Below are 17,620 nucleotides of genomic sequence, written 5' to 3' on the forward strand. Positions count from 1 at the left end.
GTATGTACATTATTTATATCTTTGGCCTGTTGACACGCAGGCACAGTCCCTTGGTGTCGCGGCCTTTCCTTTTGTTTCTCCCTCATTTTTCTACTCTCATGGCAGCTACCCAGTGGGCTCTTGACCCAACGCACTCCGAAGTTCAGTTCAAAGTGAAGCACTTGGTGATTTCCACCGTAACCGGCTCGTTCAAGCAGTTTTCGGGTGAGGCCCACACCGAAGGCGACTCGTTCGACAACGCGCAGGTGAAGTTCACGGCGCAGATCGACAGCATCGACACCAACCAGGCCCAGCGCGACGAGCATCTGAAAAGCGCCGAGTTCTTTGACACCGCCACGTATCCGGAGCTGTCGTTCGTGTCCACTTCGTTTGTGAAAGACAGCGAAGGCGAGTACAAGCTCATCGGCAACCTGACGCTGCACGGCGTTACGCAGCCCATCACGCTGGACGTGGAATACGGCGGCCAGGCCGGCGACTTCTACGGCAACCAGAAAGCGGGTTTCGAAGTGAGCGGCAAGCTTAGCCGCAAAGATTACGGCCTGACCTGGAGCGGCATCACCGAGGCCGGCTCCATTGTGGTGAGCGACGAGGTGAAGCTGCTGGCCAGCCTGCAGTTCGCCAAGCAGGCCTAAAACGCCTTCCGTTATCCTTTTCCGCTGAGTCGGCACACCTGCAGCCCGTTCGGTCGGGCTGCTCGGCGCGAAGAGGCCATCCGTTTATTGTTATTAAAACCGCCCGTTTCCGATTCCGGAAACGGGCGGTTTGCATGTTAGACTGGCGTAGGTGCTACCGTTTCGCACCGCCGCTTAATTACTTCCAGAATGCGTCGCTGAATCTCGCTCATCACCCAATCGGTCCAGAGGCCGGCGTAGGGGTTGAGGCGGGTACTGAGGCGCTGCTGGCTGTAGAGCACCAGGCGGGTGCGGCATGGGCCGGCGGGCTGCAGCTCATAGGTGCCGCGCAACACGTCGAAAAACCGGCCGCCTACGGTTACGTGCTCATCAAAGGTGGTGGGCGGGATGGTGGCCGTATTGGGCCGGATGCTGAACGAGAGCCGCCGCCGGGGCTCCCATACATCCACCGTTTCCAGAAACTCCACGCCGCGCTCAAACGTGGCCCGGCGCACGCCGCCCACGCCCTCGTGACTGAGCGTAGCCTCCACCGGCCGCGGAAACCCAATGTTGTCCACTAGGCTGGGGCCCAGGTCGTGGGCCTGAATGGCCGGCACCCGGATGATGTGCTGCCACACCACGGCGGCCGGGGCCTGAATCACTACCACGTTTTCGACGCGGCGGCTATCCGTAGGCGTATTGAGTTGGGCTTCCAGTGGGGCGGCCACGAACGGCAGCAGCATAAAAGCCGCCATGGCATACGTACGGTTGTTGTCGGAGGCATTGCGGGTGGCTACCACGTAGAGGAAAGCGCCCAGCCACGAGGTGAGCAGAAACAGCGGGGAGATAAGCAGCACGCAGATCATGCCCTCCAGGTGAAAGAGCAGGGCTGTGGCTAGGAACAACATAACCGTTATGACCGGGCCCAGTACCGTGCGCCACAGCCGGGAGGTAGTAGGCGGGGTGAAGTGCGCAGTAACAGCTCCCAGCGCCATCGGGACGAGCAACAGGAAGCAGAGCATGAGCAGGCCACCGGCATCTTTCAGTATGTCGCTGGCAAACACAAAACGGCCCAGTAGCGCCAGCGCGAGGCCGGCCCCGGCCGCAATGGCATAATGGCTGTATTGACGCTTGAGGAAAAACATAGCGGGAATAGGAACAGGATGAACGACGGATGCAAATGTGCGTACTTGTGCCCTCCATCCAATCTGCCCGCTGCGCGCAGCGGTATTTTTTTCCTGATGACTTCTCACCCCACTATTCTGTTCCTGCACGGCTTTGGCGAGTCGCGCGAGGTATGGACCGAATTCACCCGCGAATTCCCCGACGACTACCGCCTGCTGACCCTGAACCTGCCCGGCCACGGCACCAACGTGCACGATATCCGCGACTACAGCATGGAGGCCCAGGCCCGCTACGTGGCCGAGCAGCTGCGCCAGAAAAGCGTCGACCGCGCCCTGCTGGTGTGCCACAGCATGGGCGGCTACGTGGCCCTGGCCTTTGCCGAACGCTACCCCGAAATGGTGGCCGGCCTCGTGCTCTTCCACAGCACCGCCCTGCCCGATACCGACGAGAAGAAGGCGAACCGCGACAAAAACATGGACTTTGTGCGCCGCCACGGCGTCGAGAAGTTCATGGAGTCGTTTATCCGGCCGCTGTTTGCGCCCGCCAACCGCGAGCGGCTGCTGGAGCAGCGCGAGTTTCTGGAAGACATCGGCCGGGCCACGCCCGAAGCCACGGTGCTGGGCGCCCTGGAAGCCATGAAAAACCGCCCCGACCGCACGCAGGTGCTGAAAAACGCCAAGTTTCCGGTGCTCTTCATTGCCGGCAAGGAAGACGTGGCGGTGCCCACCGACAGCCTGCTGCCCCAGCTGGTGCTGCCGGCCCAGAGCCACGCCCTGCTGCTGAGCGACGTGGGCCACCTCGGCTTCTTTGAGGAGCCCGAGCTGACGCGCCGCGCCGTGCTGGATTTTGCGGGCGGCGTGTTCAGCTAGCCGAAAAGCCGGGCTATTTTGCCGGGCCGGGCGGCGCTGGTCCGGCACGTCGTGGCAGCCTGTATCTTTGCGGCCGCCAATAACCTCTGGCCTCCTTGGTAGTTACTGACCGATGCGGCCGTGGCCAGGGCGGGTTTCTCAACCCCGGAAGCGCCAAAATCGTACTCAACGCCCCACCCGTGGCGAAAGAATTCACCACATATTCCCCTCTGACGCATGACCAAGATCAAAGTAGCAAACCCGGTAGTAGAGCTGGATGGCGACGAAATGACGCGCATCATCTGGAAGTTCATCAAGGATAAGCTGATTACGCCGTACCTGGAGCTGGACATCAAATACTACGACCTGGGTATTGAGTACCGCGACGAAACCAACGACCAGGTAACCATCGACGCCGCTAACGCCATCAAGCAGTACGGCGTGGGCATCAAGTGCGCCACCATCACCCCCGACGAGGAGCGCGTGGTCGAATTCGGCCTGAAGCAGATGTGGAAGTCGCCGAACGGCACCATCCGCAACATCCTCGACGGTACCGTGTTCCGCGAGCCGATTGTGATGAACAACGTGCCCCGCCTCGTGCCCAACTGGACGGCCCCCATTTGCATCGGCCGCCACGCCTTCGGCGACCAGTACCGCGCCACCGACTTCGTGACCAAAGGCAAAGGCAAGCTCACCGTGACCTTCCAGCCCGAGGACGGCGGCGAGGCGCAGTCGTTTGAGGTGTACAACTTCAAAGGCGACGGCGTGGCTCTGGCCATGTACAACACCGACGAAAGCATCCGCGGCTTCGCCCACGCCTGCTTCAACCAGGCCCTGAGCAAAGGCTGGCCGCTGTACCTGAGCACCAAGAACACCATCCTGAAGAAGTACGATGGTCGTTTCAAGGACATCTTCCAGGAGATTTACGAAGCTGATTACCTGGCCAAGTTCAAGGAAGCAGGCATCACCTACGAGCACCGTCTGATCGACGACATGGTGGCCTCGGCGCTGAAGTGGAACGGCAACTTCGTGTGGGCCTGCAAAAACTACGACGGCGACGTGCAGTCCGACACCGTGGCCCAGGGCTTCGGCTCGCTCGGCCTGATGACCTCCGTGCTGGTAACGCCCGACGGCGGCACGATGGAAGCGGAAGCCGCCCACGGCACCGTGACGCGCCACTACCGCGACCATCAGAAAGGCAAGCCTACCAGCACCAACCCCATTGCCAGCATCTTCGCCTGGACGCGCGGCCTGGAGTTCCGCGGCAAGCTGGATAACAACCAGGAGCTGATTGACTTCTGCCACGCCCTGGAAGCCGTGTGCATCGAAACCGTGGAAAGCGGCAAGATGACCAAGGACCTCGCCGTCTGCATCCACGGCAACAAAGTGGAGCACGGCAAAGACTACCTCTACACCGAGGAGTTCCTGGCGGCTCTTGATGAAAACCTGAAAGCCAAACTGGCCAAGTAGGTCTATTCCAGCGCTAAGCTGATGGTATAAAAAAGCTCCTCTGGATAGCCAGAGGAGCTTTTTTGTGAGTAGAGGGGAAAGATATTGGGCGATTTACGTGATGCCAGAAATATCTAGGCCGTCAACAGGCCCATTTCCAGCATGGCCTCGGCAATCTGCACGGCGTTGGTGGCGGCGCCTTTGCGCAGGTTGTCGGCCACCACCCACAGGTTGAGGGTGCGGGGCTGGGTTTCGTCGCGGCGGAGGCGGCCGACGAGCACGGCGTCTTTACCGTGGGCGTCTTTGGGCATGGGGTACACGTTGTTCTTCACGTCGTCTACCAGCTCCACGCCGGCAGTGCGGCGCAGGATTTCGCGCACTTCGGCCAGGTCGAATTCCTCGGCAAATTCCACGTTTACGGCTTCGGAGTGGCCGCCCATCACGGGGATGCGCACGGTGGTGGCCGTCACGCGGATGGAGTCGTCGCCGAAGATTTTCTTGGTTTCGTTTACCATCTTCATTTCCTCCTTGGTGTAGCCGTTGTCCTCGAACACGTCGATGTGGGGCAGCACGTTCAGGTCGATGCGGTGGGGGTAGGCGGGGTTGGTGGGCGTCTGGCCGGCGCGCTCTTCCAGCAGCTGATCCACGGCCTGCTTGCCGGTGCCCGTCACGCTCTGGTAGGTGCTCACCACGATGCGCTGCACCTTGTAGCGCTGGTGCAGCTCGTTGAGGGCCACCACCATCTGAATGGTGGAGCAGTTGGGGTTGGCAATGATTTTATCGGCGGCGGTCAGCTCCTTGGCGTTGATTTCGGGCACCACCAGCTTTTTGGTTGGGTCCATGCGCCAGGCCGAGGAGTTGTCGATTACCACGGTACCGACTTCGGCGAAGCGGGGCGCCTCCTGCTTACTGATGGAGCCGCCAGCCGAGAAGATGGCCACGGCCGGGCGCGCCGCAATGGCATCGTCCATGCTCACCACCTTGTATTTCTTGCCCTGGAACTCGATTTCCTGGCCCACCGATCTGGCAGAGGCCACGGGCAGCAGTTCGGTGACCGGGAAGTTGCGCTCGGCCAGTACTTTCAGCATCTCGGTGCCCACCAGGCCGGTGGCACCTACTACGGCTACTTTCATGTGCATCAAGGATTAGGGCATAAAGGTAAAGCGGTTATCTTTCATGCCATAGTTCTCCCTATCAGGCCCCGCCTGCTTTCCCGACGTTATTGCCCGTGAAAAAACTGCTACTCCTGCTGCTGCTGAGTCCGTTCACGGCCGCGGCCCAGCTCACCGATTCCTTCGCCGACGGCGACTTCACCCAAAACCCCACCTGGACCGGCGACGCAGCCAGTTTTCAGGTAACCAACCAGCAGCTGCAAAGCAACGGCCCCGCCACCACCGGCACCCAGCTGCAGCTGGCCACGCCCTGCCAGGCTGCCACCGGCGGCACCACCTGGGAGTTCTGGGCCAACCTGCGCCTGGCGACCAGCAGCGGCAACTACGCCGACGTGTGGCTGGTGGCCGAGCAGGCTGACCTGAAAGCCAGCGGCAACCGCGGCTACTTCGTGCGCCTCGGCGGCACGCCCGACGAGGTGGCGCTGTTCCGCAAAGACGCCACCGGCAGCCCTGCTTACGTCATCAACGGTGCTGATGCTACGCTGGCCTCGGCCACCAACAACCTCGTGCGGGTGCGCGTCACGCGCTCCGTGGCCGATGTCTGGACGCTGGAGCGCGACCTGACGGGCGGCACGACGTTCGTGAGCGAAGGCACGGCCCCCGACGCCACCTACCAGCGTGGCGCCTGGTTCGGGCTGACGCTGACTTACTCGTCGGCCAACAACCGGGCGTTTTCCTTCGACGATTTCCGGGTGACGGACACGGCGGCGCCCCGCGCCATCAGCGCTGGCGCCACCGGCCCGCAGCAGCTCGACGTGACGTTCAACGAGCCGGTAGCGGCCGCCCAGAGCGCCGCCAGTTACCGCCTCACCGCCGCCGGTGTGCCCGCCGTCACGGCCGCCCAGCGCGACGCCACCGACCCCGCCATCGTACACCTGACGCTGGCCGGCCCGCTGCCGCTGGGCAGCAGTACCGTGGAAGCCCGCAACGTGCCCGACCTCTACGGCAACACCGCCGCCGGCCCGCTCACGGCCACGTTCAGCTACAGCGGCACGGCCGTGGCCCCGGGTTTCAGCCAGGTGCTCATCACCGAAATATTTGCCGACGAAACGCCGGTAGTGGGGCTGCCGGCCTCGGAGTACCTGGAAATCCACAATCCTTCGGCCACGGCCGTGCTGGACCTGGCGGGCGCGCAGCTGCTCAAGCCGGGGCAGACCGGCAACCCGGCAGTGTTTCCGGCCGGGGCCACGCTGCTGCCCGGCGAGTACGCCGTGGTGTGCGGCAGTACCCGGGCTCCGCAGTTTGCGGCCTTCGGCAAGGTGTTCGGGCTGAGTAATTTTCCCAGCCTCAGCAACGCCGGCGACCAGCTGCTGCTGCGCACCCGCACCGGCCGCACGCTGTTTGAAATCAGCTATTCCGACACCTGGTACAAGGACAGCCGCAAGAAAGACGGCGGCTGGAGCCTGGAAATGGTGGACCCCGCCAACCCCTGCGCCGGTATCGAAAACTGGACCGCCAGCACCGACGCCAGCGGCGGCACGCCCGGCCGCGCCAACTCGGTGCGCGCCGCCAACCCTGACCGTACCGCGCCCGCGCTGCTACGCGCCCTGGCCCTCAATGCTACCACCGTGCGGCTGTTTTTCGGGGAGAAGCTCGACAGCCTGACGGCGGCCAATCCGGCACTGTACACACTCACGCCCGCGGTGGCTGTCACGCGGGCCGCGCCCGTTTCGCCCGATTTTCGGGTGGTAGACCTCACGCTGGGCGCGGCGCTGCAGGCCAGCCAGCCCCTGACCGTGACCGTGCAGCGCGCCCTCGACTGCGTGGGCAATGCCGCCGGCCCGGCCACCTCGGCCACGTTCGGGCTGCCCTCGGCCGTGGTCCCCGGCGACGTGGTGGTGAACGAAATCCTGTTCAACCCGCGCACCAGCGCCGTGGATTTTGTGGAGCTGCTCAACCGCTCCGGCAAGTACCTGGATGTGCAGGGCTGGCAGCTGGCCAACATCCGCCCCGACAGCACTGCCGACTCTGAGCCCATCAGCGCCGGGCCCTACGTGCTGGCGCCCGGCCAGCTGCTGCTGCTCACCACCCGCCCTGATATCGTGCAGCGCGAGTACCCCACCAGCTCCGCCCCCGCCGCCTTCCTGTCCATGCCCGCCTTCCCCACCTTCCCGGACGATGCCGGCATTGTGACGCTGTTCGACGGCCAGGGCCGCCGCCTGGACCGCTACGCCTACAACGCCGACCAGCATTTGCGCTTACTTGATGACGTGAACGGCGTGTCGCTGGAGCGGATTCGGGCTGCGGGGCCCAGCACGGCTGCCAACTTCCACTCGGCGTCGGCCAGCGCTGGCTACGCCACGCCCGGCCGCCCCAACTCCCAGCAGCAGGACGCGGCCGGCGGCAGCCAGCAGTGGAGCGTAGTGCCCGAGGTGTTTACGCCCGATGAGGATGGCCAGCAGGATTTCACCACCCTCAACTACCAGCTCGATGGCCCCGGCTACGCGGGCAGCGTGAGCATCTACGATGCGCAGGGCCGCCTCACGCGCCGCCTGGCCCGCAACGAAACGCTGGCTACCACCGGCTTCTTCCAGTGGGACGGCCTCACCGATAAAGGCCAGAAAGCGCCCGTCGGCTACTATGTGCTGCAGATTGAGCTGTTCAAACCCAACAGCGGCAGCAAGCAGGAATACCGCAAAACGGTGGTGCTGGGGGCGCGTTTCTAGATCACAGATGGTGCAGATTAAGCCGCGGATGCCGTAGATGCGGATGTCAGCAGGTATCGGGGAGTGACAGGGCTTTAGTTGGACTGAGCACCCGTCTTGGTGGAAACAGCCCTGTATGTAACGCGAAGTTTCACTTCGCGACCCCACGGCGTTACTCCGCTCACATGCTGCGAATATGGCTCACGTGCCGCGAAGTGAAACTTCGCGTTACAGGCTGTTTACTCTGCATCTGCGACATCTGCGGCTTTATCTGCATCATCTGTGATTTAAACCTGGAGCCACAATCCGCGTCCAACCACCATGACGACGACGCAACAACAGCTCCAGCATCTGTACTGGCGGGCCGGCTTCGGGCCGCGTCCCGAAGATGTGGCGGCCGGCCTCACGCCCCGCAAAGCCCTGCGCCAGATGCTGCGCGATTCCGAGAAAGTGGAGCTGCTCGACAGCCCGCAGATGCGCTACACCGAGCCGCTGGCCCAGTTCCGGCCCGTGGCGCCTGCGGCCGGCAAGCCGCAGTCGGGCATGGTGACCACACCCGACCAGACGGCCATGAGCGCCGGCATGGAAATGCCCGTGGCGGGGCCGCAGAAGGACCGCCCGCAGCCGCCGCTGCTGCGCCGCCAGGACATGAGCGCGCAGCAGCGCAAAATGCAGAATCAAAGCATTCAGCAGGCCTTTTACGCCATGAATACCGGCTGGCTGACCCGCATGGCTACCTCGCCGGCCCAGCTGCGCGAGAAGCTGACGTTTTTCTGGCACGGGCACTTCGCCTGCCGGGTGCGCCGCCCCGATGCGGCCTTGTACCTCAACAACACCATCCGGCGGCTGGCGCTGGGCAAGTTCTCCGATTTGCTGCTGGCCGTGAGCAAGGAGCCGGCCATGCTGCAGTTCCTCAACAACCAGCAAAACCGCAAGCAGCGCCCCAACGAAAACTTCGCCCGCGAGGTGATGGAGCTATTCACGATGGGCCGCGGCAACTACTCGGAAACCGATGTGAAGGAGGCCGCCCGCGCCTTCACGGGCTGGGGCTACAATGCCCAGGGCGAGTTCGTGTTTCGGGAGAACCAGCATGACGACGGCCCCAAAACCTTCCTGGGGCGCACCGGCAACTTCACCGGCGAGCAGGTGCTGGCCATCATTCTGGAGCAGCCGCGCACGGCCGAGTTCATTGCCACCAAGCTCTACCGCTTCTTCGTGAACGACACGCCCAATCCGGCCCACATTCAGGTGCTGGCGCAGGCGTTCTTCAAGAGCGGCTACGACATCAGCGCGCTACTGGAGCAGATGTTCACGGCCGAGTGGTTTTATGAGCCGGCAAACGTGGGCACGCGCATCAAGTCGCCGGTGGAGCTGCTGGCGGGCATCAAGCGCACGATGGGCCTGCAGCTGGTGGATGACAAGCCGCTCATCGTGTTTCAGAAGGCGCTGGGCCAGACGCTGTTTCAGCCGCCGAACGTGGCCGGCTGGCCCGGTGGCCGCAATTGGATCGACTCGTCGTCGCTGCTGTACCGGCTGCAGCTGCCCTCGGTGCTGCTGAAGAATGCCGAGTTCAACGTGGCGCTCAAGCAGGACGAAAATGACATTGCGCCCAACCTCACCAAAGCCGAGCGTACGTTTCAGCAGCAGGTGAAAACCACCGTGAGGCTGGCGCCGGTGCAGGCGCTGCTGGCCCGCACGCCGGCCCCGCAGCAGGCCGCCGCGCTCAGCCGCTTCGTGCTGCAGGCCCCCATCCGCCCCGAAAACTTGGTCGTCATCCAACAAGCCGCCGACAAAGCCCCCGCCGAAGGCCGCCTGCGCACGATGGTGACGAGTCTGCTGAGCTTGCCGGAATATCAATTGATGTAAACAGGCCAAAAGAACGTCATGCAGAGGCGCAGCCGAAGCATCTCGCTCGTGAGTAATCAAATTATTCCAACGTCGGAACGCGAGATGCTTCGGCTGCGCCTCTGCATGACGGTTAGATAAGCCCCAACACTATGACCACCCGCCGCGACTTCCTTAAAACCTCCGTACTGGCCAGCAGCCTGCTGTTTGTGCCTTCGTTTCTGCACGCGCTCGACCGCCAGGGTCTCAAAGATCTGCGCGATTCCCGGGGCCGCCGGCTGGTGGTGGTGCAGCTCGGCGGCGGCAACGACGGCCTCAACACCGTCATTCCGTACCGCAACGACCTGTACTACAAAGCCCGACCCACGCTCGGCATCTGGGAGCAGAGCGGCATTCTGGCCCTCGACAAAGACCTGGGCTTCAACCCGGCCATGACGCGCCTCAAGGGCCTCTACGACCAGGGCCAGCTGGCCGTGCTCAACTCCGTGGGCTATCCGAATCCCGACCGGTCGCACTTCCGCTCGATGGATATCTGGCAGAGCGGCTCGGCGTCCGACCAGTACCTGAGCACCGGCTGGCTCGGCCGCTACCTCGACTCGAACTGCCCCAGCTGCCCCACCGCCTACAACGGTCTGGAAGTGGACGACACGCTGAGTTTGGCCATGAAGGGCGACCTGCGCAAAGGACTGGCCCTGAAGAATCCGGGCAAGTTTCATCAGCTGACCCAGAACCAGTTTATCGCGCAGGTGAGCCGCCAGCAGCCGGCCGGCGCGGTGTCAGAGCTGGACTACCTCTACAAGACGCTGGCCGAAACCTCGTCGTCGGCCGACTATCTGTACCAGACCAGCAAGGTGTATAAGTCGGCGGTAGCGTACCCGAACAGCGAGTTTGGCCGTAACCTCAAAACCACCGCCGAGCTGATCAACTCCGGCGTGGGCTCGCGCGTGTTCTACGTGTCGCTCACGGGCTTCGACACGCACGTGCGGCAGCAGGAGCAGCAGGGCAAGCTGCTCGGGGATTTGTCGGATGGGCTGGGCTCGTTTGCGGAGGATCTGCAGAAAGCCGGCAACTTCGATGACACGCTGGTGCTGGTGTTTTCGGAGTTTGGGCGGCGTGTGAGCCAGAACGCCAGCAACGGCACCGACCACGGCACCGCCAACAACGTGCTGCTGCTGGGCGGCGGCCTCAAACAACGCGGCATCCTCAATAACGCCCCCGATCTGCAGAACCTGCTCGAAGGCGACCTGCGCCACCAGCTAGATTTCCGCAGCCTCTACGCCACCGTCCTTCACGACTGGCTGGAAGCCGATGACAAAGCCATCCTTGGCAGCCAGTTCGAGCGACTGAAAGGACTGGTTTAGTTGTCAGTCAACGGTTGTCAGTTGCCAGTTGATAGTTGTCAGGCTTGGGTGCGACTACCAACCGACAACTACCAACTGACAACTAAAACCAATTACCGTTCTATCACGAAGCCCAGATAATACTCCCGGTCGGCGCTGCTGCTGAGGGCGAAGCGCCGGCCAAAGTCCAACTGTATTCGCTCACTGACGTGGAAAATCGGCCCGACGTTCACAGCAGAGGTCCATTGCCTGGTTTTCAGATTACGGCTCGTGGAGAATTCGGCGAAAGCCGCCAGCCAGTCGTTGAAGCCGTGGTCGACGGCAAAGGAGGGAGCTAACTCTACGGCGTGTTGTTTGGCGTCCCGGTCGTAGCTCAGAAACGAAGCCGCTTGGGCGCTAACATGCCACTCGTGCTGAAAGTTGTAGGTGGCCGGCACCAGAATACCATACTCAAAACCGCCGGTTCCCTCGCTACCGCCGGTGGGCAGGCGTACAAAGCCAATGGCGGCCACTACCAACGGCTCATTTTCCTCATCCTCGCCGATGAAATTGTGCTTCACGCGCACCGCCATGTCGCCGAATCCGGCGCTCCGCGCCATGGTTTCGCCCGGCGCCCACTGTTTTTCCACCGTGTAGGGGTCCACGAACACCTGCACTTCGGTGTGGTCGGTGAGGCCGGCCCGGATGGCAAAAGCATTCAGGCGCAGAGTCCGGGAACGGGTTTCCTGGCCCGGCTTGCTGTTGATGAGCCGCACCAGGTCCGTTTCAAACTGAAAATGGCCGGGGTCGATGGTGTTGGGGCTTTCCGTCACGCCGGGGCGGTCGGCGTTGAGCGGGCGTAGCTCCCGCTGCGGGGTTTCGCCGGTAGTGGTAGGGTTGGCTTGGCCGGTACGTTTGAGCGTGTCGGGGGCCGTAGGCGACCCGGTCAGGCCTAGGGCCAGCGTAAGAGTAAGCAGCATAGTAACAGGAAAAAGCGCAGGCCGCGCAAGTTAGCCCTTTGCGGTAGAGGCAGCATTCAGATGAGGCAAGCCTTCCTGCCTGGCCCTATAAACTGTACCGCAGCCCCAAAAACGTGCGCCGCCCCTGCAGCGGCGCGAAGTTATAACTGGTATCGAAAGTGTAGCCGTTGGGATTGTCTTGGCCCACTGCTTTGTCGAAGGGGTCGAAGGCCCGCAGCAGCGCGTGGCGAGGCAGGAAATCGAGCAGGTTTTTCACGCCGCCGTACACTTCCATGTGCGGCCCCAGTCGCTTGGTAGCCTGCAGGTTCTGCAGCGAAAACCACGGCGAGCGGCCGGGCCGGAAGTCGTTGGGCTGCACCGGCAGGCGCATGGGCCCGCTCACCTGCCCGGTATAGTCTACCGACAAGCCCAGCTGAGCAAAGTTGTAGCTGACCGCATACGTGCCCGAAAATACCGGAGCATGCAGTTGCGCCACCCGCCGCAACGCCCCGCCATCCGCCGGCCGCTCCATCCGGAAAACGTCCATCAGCGTGATGCCCGCCAGCAGCTTCAGTGGCTTGTTGAACGTGACGTCGGTATTCAGCGAGACACCTCGCGAAATGGCGTAGCCGTCAAGGTTGCGGTACACAATCTGGTTGGGGTCGGTGTCGTAGTCGGGGCTGATTTTGTTGGTGAAATAGGTGTAAAAGGCGCTACCATCCAGCGAGAATGTGCCGGCCTTGGTGGTGAAAAAGCGGGTGTAGTTGAGGTTGGCGTTCCAGCTCCGCTCCGGCCGCAGCGCTTCCGGCACCACCACTTCGCGGGCCCCGGTCAGGGCCGCATGGTCTTCCGTGAACAGGTTCACCACCCGGTAGCCGTTGCCGATGCCCACCCGCAGCACGCGGCTGCCATCAACAGTGCCCCACTTGTAGTTGAGGCGCGGCGTGACGATGCTGCCGTGGCGCGGGTTGTAGTCGTAGCGCAGGCCGGCCAGCAGCGTGGCGTCGGGCGTGAGCCGGAACTCATCCTGCACGAATACGCCGGGTAGGTTGATCAGGTCGGGCTGGTTGCGGATTTCGGAGCCGGTGGCCGGCGTGTTGTCGTCGTACCAGGTGCTGCGGAAGGCGGCGCCCAGCAGCAGGTTGTGCCGGATGCTGGGGCTCTTGGCCCAGGTCAGCTGCCCGAAACCCACGCGCTGGGTGGCGTTGTAGCGCGTGGTACCGTAGGCCGAGTTCTGGCGGTGCTGGTTGAAGGAGCCGCTCAGCAGCAGCTTCTGGCTCGCCACCGGCAGCTGGTATTGGCCCAGCAGCTCATAGCGGCTGGTATACACACTCTCGCCATAAACACTGTCGCCGCCCCGAAACTCGGGCCGCCAGCCCAGCTGGCCCCCAAACCGGTCTTCGTAGTAGTAGCGGGCCGCCAAACTGGCCGCGCGCTGCTCGGGCCGCTGCCAGCTCCATTTGTTGAACACTGACACCCTTTGCTGCGTGGGCACGTCCGTGAAACCGTCCTGGTTCACGTCGCGGCGCTGGTTGTAGCCGTAGAGATTGGTGCTGAGCAGGGTGGAGGCCGCGCCCACTTTAGCCGCCGTGGCCAGGTCCACGTTCAGGTCCTGGTGCGAAGTGCCGAAGATATCGGCTGAAAAGCGGGGCGCCTTCGCCGGGTTTTTGGTGATGACGTTGATGAGCCCGCCCACCGCCTCCGAGCCGTAGAGCGTCGAGGCCGGCCCTTTCACCACTTCCACCCGCTCCACCAGGCTGCTCGGAATTCCGCTCAGCCCATACACCGTGCTCAGCGAGCTGACGATGGGCATGCCGTCAATCAGCACCATCGTGTAGGGCCCTTCCAGCCCGTTGATGTGAATGTCGCCGGTGCCGCACACGTTGCAGTTCAGCTGGGGCCGCACGCCGTTTACCATCGTCAGGTTCTCGAACAGGCAAGGGCTGGGGTTTTTCTGGAAGTAGCGCGGCGTATACAGTTCCACCGCCACCGCCGACTCGCTCCGGATAACTTCGCCCAGCGTACCGCTCACCACCACTTCGCCCAGCGCGCTGCTGCTGGCCGTCAGGGCCATGTTGACGGTAGTGGGCTGGCCAACCGCTACCGTTACGTTGCGTTCGGCGGGCTGGTAGCCCACGGCGCTGACAGCCAGCCGGTAGCTGCCGGGAGCCACCTTCGGCAGTACAAACGCGCCATGCTCATCAGCCGAAGTACCTACGCTGCTGCCCTTCAGGCCCACGCTGGCAAACGGTACCGGTTTGCCCTCGGCCCGCACCGAGCCCCGGATGCTGCCCGTTTGGGCCTGCGCCATCATACCGAAGAAAACCAGCGGTAAAAGCAGCCCCCCACGAACAAGTGCAAAGCGACCAAGCCCCAGCGGGGCGACATGTCGGTAGAAAATAGCCCCAACCAACACGGCCAAAGCTCCAGCGGAGCGACACCTTCGCCCAACGGCCGGTGTCGCCCCGCTGGGGCTTATGAAATGGGCACTTGGCGGCTCACTACCAATATGCCGCCCCGCTGGGGCTAAAAGGTCAAAGCGTATCGGGTTCTTCATTTTTAGCGGAGGCTGCTATTTATTTTTAGACTTGCCTAAAATTGTATTCACAAAAAAGCGCGGAGCCGTAGTAGCTGCCGCGCTTTTTGTTAGCCGAAGAACGTCTTGTAGAGCAGGTAGAGGTTCAGCACGATGATGATGCCCGACACCAGCCAGGCCAGCACCTGCACCCAGGGCCGGTTCACGAACACGCCCATTTTGGCCTTACTACTCGTGAACAGCACCAGCGGCACTACCGCAAAGCTCAGCTGCAGACTCAGAATCACCTGGCTTAGTACCAGCAGTTCGCCGGTTCCTTTCTCGCCGTACAGAATGGTCACTACCAGGGCCGGCACCACGGCAATGCCGCGCGTAATGAGGCGCCGCAGCCAAGGCCGCAGCTTCAGGTCGAGAAATCCTTCCATCACAATTTGGCCGGCCAGCGTGCCCGTGAGCGTAGAATTCTGGCCGGACGCCAGCAGCGCCACCGCAAACACGGCGCTTGCCGCGCCCGCGCCCAGTACCGGCGCCAGCAGCTTGTGCGCGTCGCCGATGTCGGCTACGTCCTGCAGGCCGTTGCGGTGGAAGGCCGCCGCCGAGGTGATAAGAATGGCCGCATTCACGAAAAACGCCAGAAACAGCGCCACCGTCGAGTCGATGGTGGCAAACTTGATGGCCATGCGCTTGCCGGGCTCCGTCTGCTCGATGGCGCGCGTTTGCACGATGCTGGAGTGCAGGTACAGGTTGTGGGGCATAACCGTGGCGCCCAGAATCCCGATGGCAATGTAGAGCATCTTGGGGTTGGTCACGACTTCCGGCTGCGGCACCAAGCCGCCCAGAATCCCGAAATAGTCGGGGTTCGACACGATGATTTCGTACAGGAAGCAGCCAAAAATCACCACGGTAAGGCCCGCAATGATGCTTTCAATCACGCGGAAGCCGCGGCTCTGGAACAGCAGCACCACCAGCACATCCAGGATGGTGAGTACCACGCCCCAGGGTAGCGGCAGGCCAAACAGCAGGTTCAGGGCAATGGCCGAGCCGATGACTTCGGCCAGGTCGCAGGCGGCAATGGCCACTTCGCACAGAAACCACAGCACCATGGCCACCGGCTTGGAGTAATGGTCGCGACAGGCCTGCGCCAGGTCGCGCCCGGTCACGATGCCGAGCTTGGCGGCCAGGTGCTGCAGCAGCATCGCGAAGAGGTTGGAAATCAGGATAACCGACAGCAGCGTGTAGCCGAACTGCGAGCCGCCGGCAATATCGGTGGCCCAGTTACCGGGGTCCATATAACCCACGGCCACCATCAGGCCTGGGCCCCAGAAGGCGCGCATCTTGCGCCAGAACGAAGCATTCAGGGGCGGCACTTTGATACTGCCGTGTACTTCGCTCAGCGACAAAGACGTGCGGGCCCGTCGCCAGCCGGCTTCCGCCACCGGGGGAGCTTCCTGCATGGGAGGAGATTGTACTGTTGGAGGCATAAAAGGGAAAAGGGCAACGAAACGTAAAGATACGTTTTAGGCTTGCCTAAAAATATTTTTAAGACACCATGAATACTGTTTCACGCGAAAAATGTTTCAGCTTCCTTCCCGAACCCCGGCGCATGAGTATCAGCGCCCTGCAAACGCCAAAGCCGGCAGCCGCCCCTGGAAACCAGGGCCGCTGCCGGCTTACAGGCTTGGCACGTTACTCCACCATCAGCTTGCGCTGCACGGGCGTGCCGTCCAGCGCCGTCCGGATGGTGTAGAGGCCGGGTGCCACGCGGCGCAGATCCAACTGGGCTTCGGCGCGGCCCGCCATCGGCACGGTTTGGGTGAGGCGGCCCAGGGCATCGTGCAGGGTAAGCGGGGCGCTGGCCGGGGCCGGCAGGCGTACGGTGGCGGTCTGCGCGGCCGGGTTGGGCCACACGCTCAGGGCCGCCGACTGAGCGTTGCGGGTGGAATTGGGCGCGAAGGCCCGGTTTTCCAGCACCAATAGCTGGTCGTCAGTGGCGCCGGGCGTGGCGCGGCCGTCGCGGTTGCTGGTGGTCAGGTACACCTTGCCCTGCGGCGACACACAGATGGCGCGCAGACGGCCGTAGGTGCCGGTCCAGAGGTCGGCTTGGCTGGCTACCTGGTCGCCGGCCGTATTGAGTTGCAGACTGGTGAGCTTGCCGGCTTTCAGGCTAACCATTAGCAGCGAGTTGGCCCACTGCGGAATGGCGGGGCTGTTGTAGGCAGTGAGGCCTGCCACGGCAATGGTGGGCGTGTAGGCGGCCAGCGGCTCACGCACGTTGTTGGCGCCACAGAAAGTCTGCTCGGCGGGCAGGTTGCAGAAGCCTTCCACAGTTGGCCAGCCGTAGTTGCGACCCGGCTCAATCAGGTTCACCTCGTCGTCGTTGTTGGGGCCATGCTCCGAGCTGTAGAGGCGGCCCGAGGCGGCGCGCACCAGCCCCTGCGGGTTGCGGTGACCCAGCGTATACACCAGGCTGCCGGGCGTGGGGTTAGTGGCCGGCACGGTACCATCCAGGTTCAGGCGCAGAATCTTGCCGTTGAGGGAGGCTGCGTTCTGGGCTTCGGGCTGCTGCTGGGCGTCGCCGGTGGTCATCAGCAGGGTTCGGTCGGGCAGGATAAGCAGGCGCGAGCCGCTGTGCGTGGTCACGGCCGGAATGTTGCCCAGCAGCACCAGCGGACTGCTCAGGGTACCCGCCGCAGCCGAATACGTGTAGCGCACCAGCTTCTCCTTGAGCGCCCCAGCATCGGTGTAGTTGTACACGATGTACACGAAGGGCGAAGTGGTGAAATCGGGGTGCAGGGCCATACCCAGCAGGCCGCTTTCGCCGGTTTCGGTCACGTCGGCTACGGTTAGTAGCGGCAGCACCTGGCCGGTGGTGGGGTTGATGCGGCTGATGCGGCCGCCGCGCTCCGTCATCCACAGGAAGTTGTCGGGCCCCCACAGCAGCTCCCAGGGCGTATCGAGGTTGTTGGCGACGGCCGACAGCGTGAGCGTGGTGGTACCCACCGTGTAGGTGGCCAGCGCGGGGTTTTGCTGGGCCACGGCCGGAGCCGTCAGGCCAGCAATCAGCAGGAAAGTAGCAGTGCGTTTCATGATAAAGAGTCTGAAAGTGAACGT

At 63.0% G+C, this 17,620-nt stretch carries 12 protein-coding genes; 6 read left to right on the top strand and 6 right to left on the bottom strand.

Annotated features, from left to right (window positions below):
• Positions 1–98: 98 nt before the first annotated feature.
• Positions 99–632: a YceI family protein gene (locus O3303_RS17700; RefSeq protein WP_269559700.1), complete on the top strand. Its 534-nt coding sequence runs from the start codon at positions 99–101 to the stop codon at positions 630–632.
• 137 nt (positions 633–769) lie between these two features.
• Here the strand turns inward: O3303_RS17700 and O3303_RS17705 are convergent, their stop codons facing one another.
• On the bottom strand, positions 770–1,756 hold the full coding sequence (locus tag O3303_RS17705; protein WP_269559701.1) for an SRPBCC family protein: 987 nt from the start codon (positions 1,754–1,756) through the stop codon (positions 770–772).
• Positions 1,757–1,852: 96 nt separating this feature from the next.
• Between O3303_RS17705 and O3303_RS17710 the strand changes: the two genes are divergently transcribed.
• Positions 1,853–2,605 (top strand): alpha/beta fold hydrolase, encoded by a 753-nt coding sequence (locus tag O3303_RS17710; RefSeq protein WP_269559702.1) that lies wholly within the window; start codon positions 1,853–1,855, stop codon positions 2,603–2,605.
• Between the two features lie 216 nt (positions 2,606–2,821).
• On the top strand, positions 2,822–4,054 hold the full coding sequence (locus O3303_RS17715) for an isocitrate dehydrogenase (NADP(+)) (RefSeq protein WP_269559703.1): 1,233 nt from the start codon (positions 2,822–2,824) through the stop codon (positions 4,052–4,054).
• A 113-nt stretch (positions 4,055–4,167) separates the two neighbouring features.
• Here the strand turns inward: O3303_RS17715 and O3303_RS17720 are convergent, their stop codons facing one another.
• Positions 4,168–5,166 (bottom strand): aspartate-semialdehyde dehydrogenase, encoded by a 999-nt coding sequence (locus O3303_RS17720; RefSeq protein ID WP_269559705.1) that lies wholly within the window; start codon positions 5,164–5,166, stop codon positions 4,168–4,170.
• A gap of 95 nt (positions 5,167–5,261) precedes the next feature.
• Here O3303_RS17720 and O3303_RS17725 point away from each other — a divergent pair, with 95 nt between their 5' ends.
• The 3 genes from O3303_RS17725 (at position 5,262) to O3303_RS17735 (ending at position 11,056) form a co-directional block, all read left to right on the top strand.
• Entirely contained in the window at positions 5,262–7,871 is a 2,610-nt protein-coding gene (locus O3303_RS17725; protein ID WP_269559706.1) for a lamin tail domain-containing protein, read from the top strand.
• A 300-nt stretch (positions 7,872–8,171) separates the two neighbouring features.
• Entirely contained in the window at positions 8,172–9,716 is a 1,545-nt protein-coding gene (locus O3303_RS17730) for a DUF1800 domain-containing protein (RefSeq protein ID WP_269559707.1), read from the top strand.
• A gap of 131 nt (positions 9,717–9,847) precedes the next feature.
• The gene (locus O3303_RS17735; protein WP_269559708.1) at positions 9,848–11,056 is read left to right on the top strand and encodes a DUF1501 domain-containing protein; all 1,209 of its coding nucleotides are present in this window, start codon (positions 9,848–9,850) and stop codon (positions 11,054–11,056) included.
• Positions 11,057–11,148: 92 nt separating this feature from the next.
• Here O3303_RS17735 and O3303_RS17740 read toward each other — a convergent pair whose 3' ends face one another.
• The 4 genes from O3303_RS17740 to O3303_RS17755 form a co-directional block, all read right to left on the bottom strand.
• Positions 11,149–11,994, bottom strand: a complete 846-nt coding sequence (locus O3303_RS17740) for a transporter (protein ID WP_269559709.1) — start codon at positions 11,992–11,994, stop codon at positions 11,149–11,151.
• 85 nt (positions 11,995–12,079) lie between these two features.
• Positions 12,080–14,287 carry a TonB-dependent receptor gene (locus tag O3303_RS17745; protein WP_269559710.1) on the bottom strand — a complete coding sequence of 736 codons (2,208 nt, stop codon included), beginning with the start codon at positions 14,285–14,287 and terminating at the stop codon, positions 12,080–12,082.
• Positions 14,288–14,619: 332 nt separating this feature from the next.
• A complete protein-coding gene (locus O3303_RS17750) occupies positions 14,620–15,963 on the bottom strand; it encodes an Nramp family divalent metal transporter (protein ID WP_269559711.1) in 1,344 nt (447 codons plus the stop codon).
• A gap of 232 nt (positions 15,964–16,195) precedes the next feature.
• A complete protein-coding gene (locus O3303_RS17755) occupies positions 16,196–17,596 on the bottom strand; it encodes a PQQ-dependent sugar dehydrogenase (RefSeq protein ID WP_269559712.1) in 1,401 nt (466 codons plus the stop codon).
• Positions 17,597–17,620 lie beyond the last annotated feature (24 nt).

This window comes from Hymenobacter canadensis, from assembly GCF_027359925.1.
Classification (GTDB): Bacteria; Bacteroidota; Bacteroidia; order Cytophagales; family Hymenobacteraceae; genus Hymenobacter; species Hymenobacter canadensis.